At 44.0% G+C, this 16,797-nt stretch carries 12 protein-coding genes; 7 read left to right on the forward strand and 5 right to left on the reverse strand.

All coding sequences use genetic code 11. The annotated features are described in order from the left end of the window. Positions 1 to 246: 246 nt before the first annotated feature. Positions 247 to 858, reverse strand: coding sequence for a toxin-antitoxin system YwqK family antitoxin (locus AB4323_RS23270; RefSeq protein WP_017061462.1), 612 nt, complete (start codon positions 856 to 858; stop codon positions 247 to 249). Positions 859 to 1,367: 509 nt separating this feature from the next. Between AB4323_RS23270 and AB4323_RS23275 the strand changes: the two genes are divergently transcribed. After that, positions 1,368 to 3,140 (forward strand): sodium:solute symporter family transporter, encoded by a 1,773-nt coding sequence (locus AB4323_RS23275; RefSeq protein WP_017061461.1) that lies wholly within the window; start codon positions 1,368 to 1,370, stop codon positions 3,138 to 3,140. 85 nt (positions 3,141 to 3,225) lie between these two features. Further along, entirely contained in the window at positions 3,226 to 4,842 is a 1,617-nt protein-coding gene (locus AB4323_RS23280) for a polysaccharide lyase 6 family protein (protein WP_102332128.1), read from the forward strand. 166 nt (positions 4,843 to 5,008) lie between these two features. Here AB4323_RS23280 and AB4323_RS23285 read toward each other — a convergent pair whose 3' ends face one another. Beyond that, on the reverse strand, positions 5,009 to 5,521 hold the full coding sequence (locus tag AB4323_RS23285) for a peptide-methionine (S)-S-oxide reductase (RefSeq protein WP_017063632.1): 513 nt from the start codon (positions 5,519 to 5,521) through the stop codon (positions 5,009 to 5,011). A 239-nt stretch (positions 5,522 to 5,760) separates the two neighbouring features. On the opposite strand from AB4323_RS23285, the gene AB4323_RS23290 reads away from it, so the two are divergent. From AB4323_RS23290 to tnaA, 3 genes are all read left to right on the forward strand, one after another. Next, complete coding sequence (locus tag AB4323_RS23290) at positions 5,761 to 6,858, forward strand: YcjF family protein (RefSeq protein WP_017067387.1); 1,098 nt, start codon at positions 5,761 to 5,763, stop codon at positions 6,856 to 6,858. After that, entirely contained in the window at positions 6,845 to 8,521 is a 1,677-nt protein-coding gene (locus tag AB4323_RS23295) for a GTPase family protein (protein ID WP_372153457.1), read from the forward strand. Before AB4323_RS23290 ends, AB4323_RS23295 begins: the two co-directional genes overlap by 14 nt. A gap of 755 nt (positions 8,522 to 9,276) precedes the next feature. Next, complete coding sequence (gene tnaA / locus AB4323_RS23300; protein WP_102488429.1) at positions 9,277 to 10,749, forward strand: tryptophanase; 1,473 nt, start codon at positions 9,277 to 9,279, stop codon at positions 10,747 to 10,749. Positions 10,750 to 10,915: 166 nt separating this feature from the next. On the opposite strand, the gene AB4323_RS23305 is transcribed toward tnaA, so the two are convergent. Beyond that, positions 10,916 to 11,800, reverse strand: coding sequence for a LysR family transcriptional regulator (locus AB4323_RS23305; protein ID WP_017090766.1), 885 nt, complete (start codon positions 11,798 to 11,800; stop codon positions 10,916 to 10,918). A 256-nt stretch (positions 11,801 to 12,056) separates the two neighbouring features. Between AB4323_RS23305 and AB4323_RS23310 the strand changes: the two genes are divergently transcribed. Both AB4323_RS23310 and AB4323_RS23315 read left to right on the forward strand, forming a co-directional pair. Beyond that, complete coding sequence (locus AB4323_RS23310; protein WP_017081013.1) at positions 12,057 to 12,296, forward strand: hypothetical protein; 240 nt, start codon at positions 12,057 to 12,059, stop codon at positions 12,294 to 12,296. A 214-nt stretch (positions 12,297 to 12,510) separates the two neighbouring features. Next, on the forward strand, positions 12,511 to 12,828 hold the full coding sequence (locus tag AB4323_RS23315; protein WP_009846539.1) for a Dabb family protein: 318 nt from the start codon (positions 12,511 to 12,513) through the stop codon (positions 12,826 to 12,828). A gap of 92 nt (positions 12,829 to 12,920) precedes the next feature. Here AB4323_RS23315 and AB4323_RS23320 read toward each other — a convergent pair whose 3' ends face one another. Together AB4323_RS23320 and AB4323_RS23325 are read right to left on the reverse strand one after the other, a co-directional pair. Next, a complete protein-coding gene (locus AB4323_RS23320; RefSeq protein ID WP_372153459.1) occupies positions 12,921 to 14,132 on the reverse strand; it encodes a DUF3103 domain-containing protein in 1,212 nt (403 codons plus the stop codon). A 324-nt stretch (positions 14,133 to 14,456) separates the two neighbouring features. Beyond that, the gene (locus AB4323_RS23325; RefSeq protein WP_372153461.1) at positions 14,457 to 16,280 is read right to left on the reverse strand and encodes a M4 family metallopeptidase; all 1,824 of its coding nucleotides are present in this window, start codon (positions 16,278 to 16,280) and stop codon (positions 14,457 to 14,459) included. Positions 16,281 to 16,797 lie beyond the last annotated feature (517 nt).

A 16,797-nucleotide genomic window follows, 5' to 3' on the forward strand; every position in this document is an offset into this window, starting at 1 on the left:
AGAATTATTTACAGGGTCCAATAAGCGTGTAAACCGCGGCTTAAGAATAGGCTTTTAGGTTGATGACAACACGCTCAAGTGAGTCTGTTACAGCATCAAAGCCACGAACATTCACGCTTAATCACATGAATGTTCGTTTCCCTTCTCTTCTCTTCTCTTGTCTCTTAGTTGCAGACGTGTAGCTGCAAACTTTAACAGCAGGCGTTTAGTTATATCAAAGAGCTCCGTGAGAGCTGTTCTTGAGGCTTAGCTTTCTGTAGGCATCCACACCTGTTTAGAGGTGACTTTGTGATCTTTAAAGGTCAGTTCTTCCACTTTGTCACCGTTAGTATTCCAGCGAGTAAGTTTTCCGTTCGCGACTTCACCTTCATCAAACTTCGCTTGGCTGGCCTTATTACCGTTCGGGTAGTAGTCCGTTACCAATCCATCTTTTTGTCCGTCGCTGTATTCAGCTGTCAAGCTTTGTTCCCCATTGGGATACCAGCGAGAGGCGGTGCCTGATAGTTCATTGTCTTTATAATTGAGTTCTGCTTTTTTCTGTCCGTTTGGATACCAGGTTTCAGCTTTGCCTTGCAGTTCACCTTTTACGTAATTCACTTTAGAAGCGACTTGGCCATTCGGATACCAGTTAGTTTCTAGCCCAAGTTCTAAGCCATCGGCAAACTGAGCTTGGGTCGCGACTTGGCCGTTATCGAACTTCTCTTCAAATTGACCAGTGAAAGGTTTTGAATGGTTTACTTGGTAAGCCACGCCTTTACGCATCTGTAAGTAGTCAACAGCATCTTCACGCGGTGTTGCTGCATAGCTCATAGAAGATACCGTACTAAGAGCAATTAAGATTGGAACGTATTTCTTCATAATGACACCTTTTTATTGGACGGGGAAAGTGTAACGGGTGTGTTAAAAGCATTTCACTTCCGTGTATCCCTGTCAGTATCTAATAGTGGTTTTCAAGTTTTCATTATTGGCTGCCTAATATAGGGAACTTTTAAAAGCAAATTATCGATCTTATTTGTACTACAAATATATTGGTTTAATTCATTTTTATAAATTATATCTAACGATATTTTTGCTGCTCTTCTTTAAGCTTTGATCGTCAAGAATAATAGTTTTTAACGATGAATCTTCGATTTTTAGAGACTTTGTTCATGTTTTTCGGGGTTTTGGTCGAAATTTAGTGCGGATAACTGCACTGACTTGAGGAATTGCGCTCCTAGGTGGTGCAACTTTGAACTCGATCACTTGTATGATTAATTGGGTGTCAGACTGTAAGATCATTGTCACGCATTTGGATTATTGTAGTACAAATATACTTGCCATTTATTTATAGTGACCTCAACAAAAAAACATAAATAAAAGGTCTAACGATGGAACTCAATACCCTGATAGTTGGCATCTACTTCCTATTCTTAATTGCGATAGGGTGGATGTTTCGAACGTTTACAAGTACGACAAGTGATTACTTCCGTGGGGGAGGTAATATGCTGTGGTGGATGGTAGGTGCAACCGCATTTATGACCCAGTTCAGTGCTTGGACATTTACTGGTGCAGCAGGTAAAGCCTTTACCGATGGCTTTGCCGTAGCGATTATCTTCATCGCGAACGCATTCGGTTACCTAATGAACTACCTTTACTTCGCTCCGAAGTTCCGTCAACTGCGTGTTGTGACGGTAATTGAAGCGATTCGTATGCGTTTTGGTAAGGTGAATGAGCAAGTATTTACTTGGTCTGGTATGCCAAACAGCGTTATCTCTGCAGGTATTTGGTTGAATGGTCTAGCAATCATCGCATCGGGTATCTTCGGCTTTGATATGACAACGACGATTGTCCTAACGGGTCTGGTTGTACTAGTAATGTCAGTAACAGGCGGCTCTTGGGCGGTAATCGCATCTGACTTTATGCAGATGGTTATCATCATGGCGGTAACGGTGACGTGTGCTGTGGTTGCGATTTACCACGGTGGCGGCGTTACGCAGATCGTTAACGACTTCCCAACAGATTCATTCATTACGGGTGATAACCTGAACTACATGAGCATCTTCAGCATCTGGGCTGTGTTCATCTTCTTAAAGCAGTTCAGCATCACCAACAACATGCTTAACTCTTACCGCTACCTTGCTGCGAAAGATTCAAATAACGCACGTAAAGCAGCTCTACTTGCTTGTGTACTAATGACGCTTGGTCCAATCATCTGGTTCATGCCTTCTTGGTTCATGGCAGGTCAAGGTGTTGATTTAGCAGCAGCTTACCCAGAAGCTGGCAGCAAAGCCGCTGACTTCGCTTACCTTTACTTCGTTCAAGAATACATGCCTGCAGGTATGGTTGGCCTTCTGATTGCCGCTATGTTCGCAGCAACAATGTCTTCAATGGACTCAGGTCTAAACCGTAACTCAGGTATCTTCGTTAAGAACTTCTACGAGCCGATTCTTCGTCCCAAAGCGACAGAGAAAGAGCTAATGGTTGTTTCTAAACTAACGTCTACCTTCTTCGGTATCGCGATCATCTTGGTTGCTCTGTTCATCAACTCTCTTAAAGGTCTGAGCCTTTTCGACACCATGATGTACGTGGGCGCATTGATCGGCTTCCCAATGACAATTCCAGCATTCTGTGGCTTCTTCATCCGTAAAACACCGGATTGGGCAGGTTGGGGCACGCTAGTTGTAGGTGGTGTGGTTTCTTACTTCGTTGGTTTCGTTATCACTGCGGACATGATTCAAAACTGGTTCGGTCTAAATGAACTAACTGGCCGTGAGTGGGCTGACCTGAAAGTGGCTATCGGCCTTATCGGTCACATCATATTTACTGCTGGCTTCTTTGTTCTTTCAACACTGTTCTACAAGCCTCTTGCTGAGCACCGTGAGAAAGACGTAGACAAGTTCTTCAACAACCTAGCGACGCCACTAGTTGCTGAAAGTAATGAACAGAAGAAACTGGATAACAAGCAACGTCGTATGTTGGGTTCACTTATCGCGGTAGCGGGTGTGGGCGTAATGACTATGTTCGTACTGCCAAACCCAATGTGGGGACGCATGGTATTCGTTCTGTGTGGCTTGATTGTGTTCTCTGTTGGTCTGTTACTTGTTAAAGCAGTCGATGACAAAGTCGAGCAACAAGACGAAGTGACTCCAGCCGAAGGCTAATTTAATACGCATCCTAAATAACATCACGGCCACCTGAACGGGTGGTCGTCATTTTTATAATCCAAACTTTAATGTGAGATGTACGATGAACAAAAAACTATTATCGGTAAGCATTATTAGCGCGTTCGCACTCGCTTTTGCAACAGGCTGTACAACACAAGAAAAAACAGCACCCGTAGTCAGTGTCGCTGAACAAGCTACGCCTGCTGTTAGCGAAATTGACCGTAGTTACCTATTGAGCAGTGACCGCTTAACAGAGGTAGATGGCGACACTTTAGCCGTTGCTTCGGAAGAGCAAGTGGCTGCGCTTAAAGCACAATTTGAAAACCTAAAAGATGGCGACGAACTGGTGATCCCTGCCGGTAAATACGCGAACTTAGGTCAAGTGACGATCACGGCGAATGACATCACTATCAAGGCCGAGCAAGCAGGTTCTGCGTGGATCACTGGTTTGATTCAGTTTGAACTGAAAGGTGATGACATCACGCTTGATGGCTTGGTATTTACTGAGGGCGGTCCTAACGAACGCTTTGGCGCAGTTCGTATGATGGGTAATGGCAATACGCTTCAAAACTCAACATTCTACTACTTCAACCACGATTACACGTACGAGCCAGACGAGCGTCGTTCTGAGTATCCAAAGTATCTTTGGGTTTCTCTATGGGGTAAAGACGGCAAAGTCATCAACAACCGTTTCGAAGGTAAGCAAAAACGCGGCACTTTGATTGGTGTGCAAAAAGATGACACAGCAGACAACCACCTGATCGCAAACAACATCTTCATGGACCAAAAGCCTAACCAGTTCAACGAATTCGACATTAAAGAAGCGATTCGTTACAACGGCAACAGCTGGGAAGCGATCCGTATTGGTGATTCTAAATCTTCACAGTGGGATTCAAGTTCTAAGTTCGTGAACAACCTAATGATCGATATGGATGGTGAGCGTGAGCTTATCTCGATTAAGTCGGGCGACAACACGATCTCAGGCAACACGATCTTCCAAAGTGCAGCTCTTATTTCACTGCGCCACGGTAAAGGCAACACAGTTGAGAACAACATGATTCTTGGCAATGGAAAGCGCCTAACGGGCGGCATTCGTATCTACGATGAAGATCATGTGATTCGCAATAACTACATTGCCAACACTCGTGGTCGTGATGGTGTGATTGAAGGCAACGCTGATCTACGTGGCGGCATTGTTATTAACACGGGCATCATCGACGTAGCGAATGGTGAGCAGCTAGATCAATCGGTGAAAGGCAAAGAGCTTAATAAGCAGTGGACACCGAAAAACATCACGATCGAGAACAACTCGCTAGTTGATACTGAGTGGGGTATTGTTTACGGCAACCAAAGCCACCGTGTAAGTTTGTTTGACAACGCAGAAGTGGAAGGCATTTATGCGGGCGTTGATGTGGCGTTCAAACACAACGTGGTTGATAACTCGCAGTCACCTGAGTTTGTAAGTGTACGTGCAACGCAAGACTTCCCATTAGTTGGCGCAACCTACACAGACGAAACTTACGTAGGTCAAGTAACGGATTCTGAACTGATCGAAGGCTACTCGGTTGAGCTACCAAAAGTCGTTGTAGAAAATGGCATTAACGCTTACCAAGGTGAAGGCGCAGACGTGTCTAAACTTGCGGTTGTGACAGCTGAAACAGCGGGTCCAGACTACGTGCTTGAGAATACGACTAAGTAATTTATTAGTTAATGGCTAATGGCTAATGGCTAAAGGTTAATGGCTTGAGCTACCAAATCAATTCACGATAGCAGTCCTGACCATAACACTTAAAAAGCCTCAACAGATAATGTCTGTTGAGGCTTTATCGATCTTAGGTCGTGATCATCTCAATCTTACGTCGAGACTACTGTGATTTATACTTATGCAGTAGATCCCAAGGGATATGACATAAGTGGTGATCTTCAGGGAAGTGACTTAAGTGATGCTGGTGGATGTCGTCGCTGGCAACATAATTGGTCAACGGCAACACCTCAACAGCGATACGGTCGGCATCATCTCTTGAAGAAATATAGTGCTTAGCTTCGGTTAAGTGTTCTGCATTAGTGCTGTATACACCTGTGCGGTATTTCTCTCCGACATCGACACCTTGTTTATTCAAGCTGTAAGGGTCGATAATCTCAAACAAGTGTTCCATCAAAATCGTGACTGACGTGATGTTTGGATCAAATTCAATTTGTACGCACTCCGCGTAGCCATTGTAATCGCTTTGTGTGCCGTCGCTTTGTGTCGTTTTGTTCTCTGTTGGCTGGGCGCTTCCATTAGCACGGCCTGCTTCTGTGCTGATAACACCAGGAACGTACTTAATAAATTCTTGTACACCCCACAAGCAGCCGCCAGCTAAATAAATTTGTTCCATACTTCTCTTTGAGCTCTCTGTGTTTGTTGATGTTCGTTAGGTACCCGAATCAATACGATGATACCCGTACGTATAAAAAAGCGTCTATAAAAATGAGCGCGCAAATAAAAACAAGCGTTTAGGCATTGTAAACCTGTGCGACTGAACAAACATAAGTTTAATATGATTTGTGATTATATAAGTCAGTATTGCTTTGTCATCAACTCGAATCTCAACATCAAGTGAGCGTTACTCTAAACATGTTTGATCAAATAAAAGACTTCATTAATCCGAGCAAGAACCCAGACTTGACTCAGGCTCATGAATATCAGCGCAAGCATCTTCCTACATTGTGGCTGTTGGGCAAAACGGGGGCGGGCAAGTCATCGTTTATTCAAGCGGTCACGGGCGACTCTTCTGTAGAAGTGGGCAATGGTTTTGCGCCTTGTACCATGACGGCGATGTCGTATGAGTTTCCGCAAGACAAACCCGTGATGAGGTTTCTTGATACCAGAGGACTCAGCGAAGCGAATTACGATGCGAAAGAGGATTTGGAAGAGATTGGTCAGGCAGGTAATGCGTTAGTCGTTGTAATGAAAGCCGACGAACCTGAACAATCCGCTGTGCTTACGGCTCTAAAACAGATTAAGAAACAGAAGAAGATTAAACACTTGTTGCTGGTTCATACGGCGGTGTTGTCTTCCAGTGAACCAGATCGAGCAAGGCAAATTCAGTTCAACACCAACCAAGTAGAGAAGGCTTGGGGTAAAGAGTTTGAATCGGTAGCGGTCGATTTTGAAACCGATAATGGTGATGTCTATAACCTCGAATTCTTGTTAGATCGCTTGACCAGCATACTTCCTGTTATAGGCATGATGGTGCAAGACAAAGAACATTCCACGCAAGAAGAAGCCAACTTTGATCAAGTAGAAAACGAAGTGCTTTGGTATGCAGGAAGTGCCGCAGCGAGTGACCTGATTCCGGGTGTTGGTTTGGTGTCGGTACCTGCGATTCAAGCCAAAATGCTTCACAGCTTGGCCAATCAATATGGGGTCGAATGGAATAAGAGAGTCTTTAGTGAGTTGATAGGCACTCTGGGAAGCAGCTTTGCTTTGCAATACGGAATGAAGCTGGGCACTCGACAGTTGATAAAGCTGATTCCAGTTTATGGTCAAACGGTAGGTGCGGTGGCTGCAGCGGCAATGAGTTTCGGCACCTCTTATGGTTTAGGTCGCGCGGCTTGTTTTTACTTCTATCATAAGAACAAAGGTGAAGAAGTGTCTGAACAAGAGATGCAGAAGATCTACAAAGAATCTCTGAAAAAAGGAAAGGCGGCGTCGGGTTATGAAGAAAATTAGAAACCTATTTCGATTACTGGCGGTGCTATCGAGCGGACGCTGGGGCATTGCCCTGATTTCGGCGATCTTCCCAAGCATTATCATGATGGGTTTTGGTGTCTTCTTGGCGATCAAATACGGTTATCTACTCGAAATGTCGATTGCCATTGCCGTGAGTACCTTGGTGTTCACCATTCCTTTATTCATTTCTAGCCGTTCTTCAAGCCGCTCTTCAAATAAAGAGTCTTTCTCGAATAAAGAGAGTGGCGGCCTTGGCGAGGATACTGCTGAAGCTGAATCACAGCATAAAAAAGCTGATATCAACGATGCATTGGTTAAGGCTTCGGCTGATTGGTCTCAAAAAGAACTGTCGATCTGGAATGATTCAAAACACCATGTACGCCAACAATTAATGGTCGACATAGAGTGGGGTAACCTAGACCAAACCGGTTTAGAGGTACTTGAATTTGTTGCGAAAAAGTTTGATAAGAAATCGCTCGATTTCTCGATTCCTGAAGGGCTAAAGCTGTTCGAAGAGGTAAGCCGACGCTACAAACTGGTAGTGCGAGAGCATATACCGGGCATTGAGTATCTCAAGGTTTCTTACATTAAGGCGGGCTACGAAGCCTACGATAAATACGGTGAGCTAGGGCAGAAGATCGTTAAGGCCGCTATTTGGGGGAATCACCTCAAAAACCTCTATTTGAACCCGTTAAAAGTTGTTTCTGATTTAGGGAGAGAGCAAGCGACATCTTCAATGACAAGAGGTGTGGTTGATGACATGCAATACGCCGCCAAACAAGCCTTATTAGATGAAGTTGCGGCGGTGGCGATTGATCTCTATAGCGGACGTTTCAGCATTGAAGATGAAGCATTGAAAGCGTCCGATGTTTCTGAACTCGACGAACAACGCTTTGCTCCTGAATTAGAGCCTGTGCGAATCGTGCTGGTGGGGCAAACCAGTTCTGGTAAATCTTCACTTATCAATGCGCTTAAGCAAGAGTTGGTTGCCGAGGTCGATGTACTGCCATCAACCGACACTTCAACCGTATACAACGCATTTGTCGACGACAATGATGTTCGCGTTGTTGATCTTCAGGGGCTTGATGGCAATCCTAAAACCGAAGCCTTAATGCTGAAAGAGATGACCCAAGCGGATGTGGTGCTATGGGTGCTTAAAGCCAATCAGTCTGCACGTGATTTGGATAAGCAATTGAAAGATAGATTTGATGCTTTCTATGACGATCCTAAGAACATCTCACGCAAGAAACCGATTGTGGTGTCGGTTGTGAATCAGGTAGACAGATTAAAGCCTGTAGACGATTGGCAGCCACCGTATGACTTAGAGAATCCAACATCGACCAAAGCGAAGATCATTGCTCAAGCGCTCGAATACAATCATATATTGCTGCAAACCGATATCGTGTTACCGCTGGCGATTGCGCCAGAAAAGGTACAGTTTGGTTTAGATACTTTAAGGCAGACGTTGATCGAGCGTATCGCTGACGCAAATAACGTTCAGAGAAATCGCCAACGTTTAGAAGCCATGAAAAGAGGGACGTCGGTTAAAGGCCAACTGAATAAAGCGGTCAAGGCGGGTAAGAAGGTTGCCCCCAGTGCATTGAAAGCAGCGACGCCAAAACTGGCTGAAATGGCCATCAAGCAAGTCGTGAAGAAAAAGTAAGTTATTCATTGCGAATACAGTTCTGGTGAGGTTTGAGCCTCATCAGAGCTTATCTTTTTTAGATCGGCGAGTTTTAGAGTTTGGCTTTTTAAGCTCAGTAGCTCTCTAGAAGACAGCTTTTTAGAAAACAGCCATCTTCGCCCCTTATTAGAGATGTATTGAGTTTAAAAGAGATCCGATATTATTAAGTAACTCGCTGAACTAGTTTAATAGTATATAAACGGCTGTGATTCACAGTTTATATAACATGCTATCGTATTTAATTATCATTCTAAATGTTGATCACATTTATACTTTTCTAAGCTGTATTTATAAAACAATTGCACTATATTTAAATTTCGGATCATCTTGATTTCAACGTAGGGATATATTGTGAACATGTATCTGAAATGGCAATCAACAACATGGCTAACCTTGTTAGCTTGGTATACCTTAGATCACCAGCTCTCGTTCCGCCTTTCTTCAGAGTAGTACCCTCTAGGCGTCACGCGCCAGCAAAGCAGCGTGCTTTGATAACCTTTGAACGCATGAATGTCGCACTTATTATTTCGTGCAGAATATTCGTTGTTTTGTCGTTCTCGCTAATTATCTCAGCCTCTGTTTAGGTTCGATTAATAACTAATTATTTAACTTGTTTATTTTCATTGTTAATTTCCGTCTATCTTTATGCGGAACTATTAAATTAATGGTGAGGATTCGTGACATCTAAAGAAAATAGATTTCGACCTGATCGGAATGTATAGAAAGGTACTATTATGGAAAACTTCAAACATCTACCAGAACCGTTTCGTATTCGTGTTGTAGAACCAGTAAAAAGAACAACTCGCGCCTATCGTGAACAAGCCATTGTTGAAGCGGGCATGAACCCATTCTTACTGGATAGTGATGATGTGTTTATCGACTTACTGACAGACAGCGGAACCGGATCTATCACCCAACGTATGCAAGCCGCGATGTTAATGGGGGATGAAGCTTACAGTGGTAGCCGCAGTTACTACGCATTGTCGAACGCGGTTAAGGATATCTTCGGTTACGAGTTGACGATTCCAACACACCAAGGGCGCGGCGCAGAGCAGATCTACATACCTGTTCTTATCAAGAAGCGTGAAATGGAGAAAGGACTCGATCGCAGCAAAATGGTCGCCCTGTCTAACTACTTCTTCGATACAACACAAGGTCACACCCAAGTGAATTGCTGTGTGGCAAAGAACGTTTATACCAAAGAAGCGTTCGATACCTCTGTGAATGCGGACTTCAAAGGCAACTTCGATGTGGTGAAGCTGGAAGAAGCGATCTTAGAAGCGGGCGCGGCCAATGTTCCTTACATTGTGAGTACCATTACTTGTAACTCTGCTGGTGGACAGCCAGTGTCTATAGCCAATCTAAAAGCCGTTTATGAAATTGCTCAGAAGTACGATATTCCTGTGATCATGGACTCGGCACGCTACGCTGAAAATGCCTACTTCATTCAACAACGAGAAGTGGGTTATCAAGATTGGACAATCGAACAGATCACGCGTGAATCCTACAAATACGCGGATGGCTTAGCCATGTCTGCCAAGAAAGATGCCATGGTACAAATGGGCGGCTTGTTGTGCTTTAAAGACGACTCTTTCATGGATGTGTACACAGAGTGTCGAACCTTATGTGTGGTGCAAGAAGGCTTCCCAACCTATGGTGGTTTAGAAGGTGGCGCAATGGAGCGTCTTGCGGTTGGCCTTTATGACGGCATGCGCCAAGATTGGTTAGAGTACCGCATTGGCCAGGTTCAATACTTAGTTGATGGCTTAGAAGCGATGGGCATCGTGTGCCAGCAAGCAGGCGGTCATGCTGCGTTTGTCGATGCGGGTAAATTGCTGCCTCATATCCCGGCTGGTCAGTTTCCCGCACATGCTTTGGCGTGCGAACTCTATAAAGTCGCGGGTATCAGAGCGGTTGAGATTGGGTCTTTGCTGCAAGGACGCGACCCAGCAACAGGTGAACAACACCCATGTCCTGCTGAGTTATTGCGCCTTACCATTCCTCGCGCGACCTACACACAAACGCACATGGACTTCATCATCGAAGCATTCGAAAAAGTGAAAGAGAATGCAGGACAAGTGAAAGGGCTCGATTTTACCTACGAGCCGCCGGTGTTAAGACACTTCACTGCGCGCTTGAAAGAGGTAGAGACCAGCGAGAAACAAACAGAAAAAAAGAATGAACAAACGCTCGAAGAAGCATTTTAAAATAAAAACATAAGCGAATAGTCACTAGAAACATAATCAAAGGCTCCCTCGGGAGCCTTTTCTTTTTTGGATGATAGGGGAGTTATGTCGTTAAGCAGCTAAGCCTTTAAGCCTTTACGCTTTTAAGCTCTTAACCCGTTAATCATTTAGGCCTTTAGATGCTGAACTACGCTTGTTTGTTTTTTAGGGTAGACTTTAGCATTTGGAATAGCCATTGATTCAAAGGCGCGTCTTTCTGTGAACGACGGCAGCTCATCACATAACCCACATCGATCGTCAGTTTTTCGGGCAAATCAATACTACGACAGCCTTCTGGTACGCTGCCATTGAGGGTGATACCAAAATAGTCGGATTTGAACACAACATCGTGAATCATCGCAGGGTGGTCGACTTCCACTCTTGGGTTGACGTGAAAACCGATATTCCTAAGGCGATCAAGGATCGGGTATTTATTGTCATTCCATCCCGGGGTTTTAAATAGAATGATTGGGTAGTTGGCGAGCGACTCAAAGTCTTTCGCTGGATGATCCTCTCTCACGAAGAACACCACTTTTCCTTTGCCGAATTCCATTTGAGAAATTGACTGTGGCAAGGTTTCATCAAAGTAATGAACCGCTATGGATTCTTCGCCGTCGATGAGCCTGTTCCTCACATTGCTTCCCCACCGAACGAATGAGTAGTGAGCATGCGGGGCTTCTTTACTCAGAGCAAAGTAGAGCTTCGAGCCAAAGCGCTCCCAGAACAGTGTATTTGCGTAGATTTTGATATCACCTTGGTAAGTTTCTGGCGAAAATACTTGGTGTTTAATGGCTTCGACGCTGCTCAAGATCTGCTCAAAATTTTCGATGTTGGTTTCAACAAAAGTCGTGGGTTCAAACCCGTGTTTGGTTTGAATGAACAGTGGGTCGTCGAGCTGCAACTTTAACTTCGAGAGGTTCTTGCTGATCGCCCCAGAGGTTTTTCCTAACGACTCCGCAACCAGTCCAACATTGCGAAGTTCATACATACGCTTGATGACGAGGATATTTTGAATGTCTAGATTGATGTCCACAGGCTCTCCAAATGAATCCTTTTATAGGCAGTAATTTCGGTGCGGTAGGCGTACAGAAATTATGTGACTCTAATATCATAGTGGTAGTACAAAACAGATAAGACAGAACAGCGTCAGAACTTCGCTAATCCCTTGATTTTCCATTTGGTAAATCTTGCTTTTCCTCGAATGGCTTTCACTCAAGCGCTAAAGTTACCTCAACAAAGAAACACTGATACCAAACGAACAAATAATTAAAAATAATATGAGGTGATGTATGAAAAAGTTAATCGCACTAGGCTTAATGGCTCTTTCAATGAACACGGCTTTTGCTGCCGACGGTACGTATACAGGGACTATCGACATGACAAGAAGCGAAGGTAATCAAGTCAAGGCTGAGCGTGTTGAATCTGACTTAACACTGGAAGGAAGAAATGAAGCGTCTAACGGCGGAATCCAATTCCAAAAGAACGTAGATCAAGACCAAACGATCCAGCTTACAGGTCGTCGTGATTAACGTTAAAGATGTGCTTACCATTGTCATGAGAAATGCTGCGCCCTCGGGTGCAGCATTTTTCGTTATTGGGTTGTGGAGTATTTTATAAACTCTAGCGATCTAGCCTTGGCATGTTGTGTAACGTGTGGCATTTTGTTGTTCTCTAATTTAGATCGCTATTAGGTGTTGGTTAAGCATTACAAACCAGTAAGCGAACGACTCGAAAGGACAAGGAATGACTCAAAAAGAAACGGGAATGATTCGTCATATTCTACTGATTAAGTTTAAAGAAAACGCTGAAGCTTCAGAGGTTCAAAAACTAAAGATGCTGTTTGAAGCGATGCCAAACAAGGTTGAAGGGGTCACTTCAGTAGAATGGGGATTAAATGACAGCCCTGAAAACAAGAATCAAGGTTATACCCACTCGGTGTTAATGACGTTCGCCGATGAAGAAGGCCGCCAGAATTACCTTCCGCACCCTGAGCATGATGCGCTGAAAGATGTGTTTCGTCCGCTTTTAGAAGACATCATTGTGTTTGATTACTCCCTGTAATTAGGTTCTGAGTAGGTCTCTTGTGTTTGACTTACCTTCGATAATGAAGAGTTAGGGCCTAGCGATTAAGCCCTAACTGAATAAGAAACGACTTACTCTGTTGGCGAAATCGTGACTGGTGCAAACGATGCGACAGCATTTCCGCCAGCGCCCGGACGGTCTACATAAGGCGTGTTTTGCATTAAGGTGTAGTACACGTCCACGAAGTCATCATCATTCACTAATACACCATCAGGAATCACATCGATAATCTTGCCTGTGATCTGAGGGATGATCGCATAACCTTGAACTTCTGGATCAGGAATCATCTTCAGTATCTCTTCTGCGGCTTGAACCAAGAGTTTTGCTAGCGCTTTGTAGTCTGTGCCATCATCGTGTTCCATTAAGATCATGTCTGCAGCGCCCCAACGGTAGCGAGGCCAGAAGATGACGGTCTGGTTCGGGTAGTACGTCTGTTTGTCGTAGTCCAGATAAGGCATCTCAACGAGGTCGATCTGGGGCTCTAAACGACTTGAATCGACACCCGTCACGATAGCGTAGATTTCCGCTTTACCAGAGATCCAAGGTTCTTGGTCGACGGCTAAACGGATTTTGGTTAATTGTGTGGTATTCAACGGCTCAGGTTCCGACAAGGCCATCGAGCGACGAGCCCTGTTCATCAAAGACGATTTTTGAGGTTTACTCTCGTCGGCATTGGTATCGCTAACGGCATTGATTTGCGTTGTAGTACCCAGCTTTTGCATCTCTGCCTGCATTGCCATTAAGCCTGCTTTGAGCTCTTCAGCACCGTTACTATCAACCACAAACACTGGGACGTCTGGCATTTGGTACACATCTAATTCATGAACCTGTCCGTACACGTCATACGCTTCAATGTATTGCCAATTCGAATCGTCGCCTGATGGTTCAAATGCAAACAGCGGCTTTTCACCATTCTTCCAAGCTTCGATCATCGCTTCATCAGCCATGCGAACCTCTAACACAGAGTCGCTGAAGTCGTTGATCCCTTTCATCTTGCGATAACCAAGATCCGCTTTCTGCATCCGGCTTGAAAATGCAGAGTAGGGCTGAGTAGAGCTCAATTTATCTACAGGCGCGGATAAGCTCTTTTCTGAGATCTGAGCCTTCAATGAAAGCTCAAGCTCGGAATAACGCTCGCTGATTTGTAACGCCAAAGATTGCTTTTGCGCAGCGCTACTTTCTGCAATACCTAATGAATCAGTTGTCTCAATATTTTGCGCAAAAGACTGGAAGCCAACCACTGTCGTTGCAAGCACCATACTGATAGGAAAAGATGGTCTCATAAATAATCCTTATTTTAATTTTTATCATTAATAGAGCATTTGCCCTATAAGGATTAACCTATCAGTAACGTGAATGTGTTCAAAAGTTAGTCAGTTATTTTTGTTTCGTTGTGCAGCACAGGATCTCAATTTAAACTGTTTTTATAAAACAATGCCTAAGTAATCTTGATATTTATAAATTAATAGACGTATCAGTAAATAACTTACAATATTATTAACTACTAGGGTGTGTCATAAAAAAACCTACTCAAAGTGAGTAGGTTTTTGTTTCGCAGTTAACCGCTAGTTCTCGATTTACAACTTGTTTGAGAGGCTCGCTCTAACTCAATCTAAACGTAACGTTAGGCCAGAGTAGTTCGAGTATCCGCGCAGTAACACATGATAGGTCACACCCGGCTGAGCGCTCACACTGCACTGCTCATTATTGCCAGCACGATAAGGGCGACAGTCATAACTGGATGTGGTTGGCTTGCTTCCCGATTTCACGTAAAGATCGGCATCGCCTGAACCGCCAGACATTGAAACCGTCACGCTTGATGCAGAATCTACAGTGAAGGTGTAGAAGCTCTCTGAGGATCGGTTTCCGCTTAGGTTCGAAATCGGTGTGCCTTTCGTTAATACATTGCCAGTAGGAGGTGTGACACCACAGCTTGCATTCACGCCTACGGTGTTAAAGGCATCTTCAACATCGGCAACCACATAACCCATGTCTGCTGCGGCTTTTGCTACGCCACAGGCTCCGCCATCAAAGGTGCTGTTTGCCGTCCAATACAGTTGGTTTGCGACTGTGAATATTTCAAAGCCCTTACGTACATTCCAACCCGATTTGTTCGCTAAAAGGTAAAAGGCGCGGTTATAAACACCGCTAGATAAGTGAACGTTCAAGCCATTGTAGTATTCAGAGGCATGATCAATCGAACGACCATCTTTTGAAGGTTGATCAAAGTAACGCAAACCGCCTTCCGACTTGAAGATATCGCTACCGACCACCCAATCCACATTGCCACGCAAGTAATATTCAGCCGCTTCGCCCGCAATGTCGGAGAAGGCTTCATTCATACCACCCGACATATTTCGGTACACAAGACCGGAGTTTTGCTCAGTGAATCCGTGGCTGACTTCGTGAGCACTCACGTTGATATCGACCAATGGGTAAAAGGTGTTTTTGCCATCTCCAAATGTCATGGATGAGCCATTCCAAAAGGCGTTTTCATAATCGGTACCGTAATGAACGCGCATCGTCAGCTGGAAAGTTAAAGGCGACGTGTTCATCCACTCTTTGTACATATCGAATACGACATTACCAAAATAGTGCGCATCGTTAAGAGGCGAGTAAGCCCCGTTAATGTATTTATGATCGGTGTAGTTGGTTCCGTCGGCACAGTTGTAGCTGTAGGCTACGCTGCCGGACGTTCCGTTTCTCAAATCGACTGTCTTAACTGATTCATTTTCTAACGTACAAGTTGTGCCTGTTTTGTCGATGGGAAAGCTAGGGAAGTCACTGCCATATTCATATCGAGTGGTTTTGAGGTTGCCACCTGGGCCAGTACCTAATGCTTTAGCGTGGTTTAGTCCATTCCATTTTTGGAGCACATCGCCAGTCGTGGCATCAATAAAGTAGAAAGGGCGTTCTGGCATAGAGGATGCGATAAAGAAATCGACCAGATACACCACTTGGGCGACTTGATTCTCATCCAATCTCACCATGAGTTTTGCATTTTTGTTTTCAATCGACTTTTTGCCGACGGTAAAGGTGCGGTGAGCAGACAATGCAGCTTCAATCGCTTGTTCTCGATTCAGTTTTGGCGCGATGCTGGATAGATCACCACTGATCCCCTGTGCCATGGAACCGAACACTTGAGTGGGTTGGTTCTTGGAAAGGGTGGCCACGACCGAAGTATCAAAGACGGGTAAACCTAGGTGAGTTTGTTGGTAGCGAACTTTCGTTTTTCCATTGGGCAATACCACCCGTTTAACTTCAGAAAAACCTAATTCAAGTGGAGCAACACTCTTCGACTGCGCGACGAGGCTTTGTTGTAGTAATGCATCATTATCGACTCTGACCATTTCTGCAGCGTGTGCAGTAAAGCCGAAAGACGTACCTAGAATGGCTGCTATTTTCCAGCTTAGTTGACGTTGTTGGTTCATTTTTTGTTCCTGATTTTAATATAAACTCCTTCTTCCCAACGGCTTTATAGGAAGTCTATATGCAACACATCTGTGCCATGTGTTGCGAATCAAGATTGGAAGAGCATTTGGAATTATGACAAGTTTATCAGGGAGATTTATTTTTAGAGTATGTAATTCAAAGTTTACAAAAAGCCTTATTGATCAAATTGTTTTCATAAAATCTAATTTTATTATTTATCGTAAACATATGAAGGCTCGGGAGTTATTAAAATCCGCGTTGTTTGAATCTATAGAATGAATTTTTCTAAGTTAATTTCGATATTTCTCTGTTTTTATCCTAATTACAAATGAGTAAATAGATAATTTTAGAGAGTGGGATATTGTCTTTATTGTCAATAGTAAACTTGTTTTAACAATGCCAGCCAGAACAATTATCAAGTTTTCTTCATTTGGTTTCGTTAGACAGAATTAAATTCTACATTTTCTTGTTCAATCACAAATTAGTAAGCATAAGTCATTGTTGAACGAAGCCGCT

It is taken from the genome of Vibrio sp. 10N.261.52.C11 (genome assembly GCF_041471405.1).
GTDB lineage: Bacteria > Pseudomonadota > Gammaproteobacteria > Enterobacterales > Vibrionaceae > Vibrio > Vibrio crassostreae_C.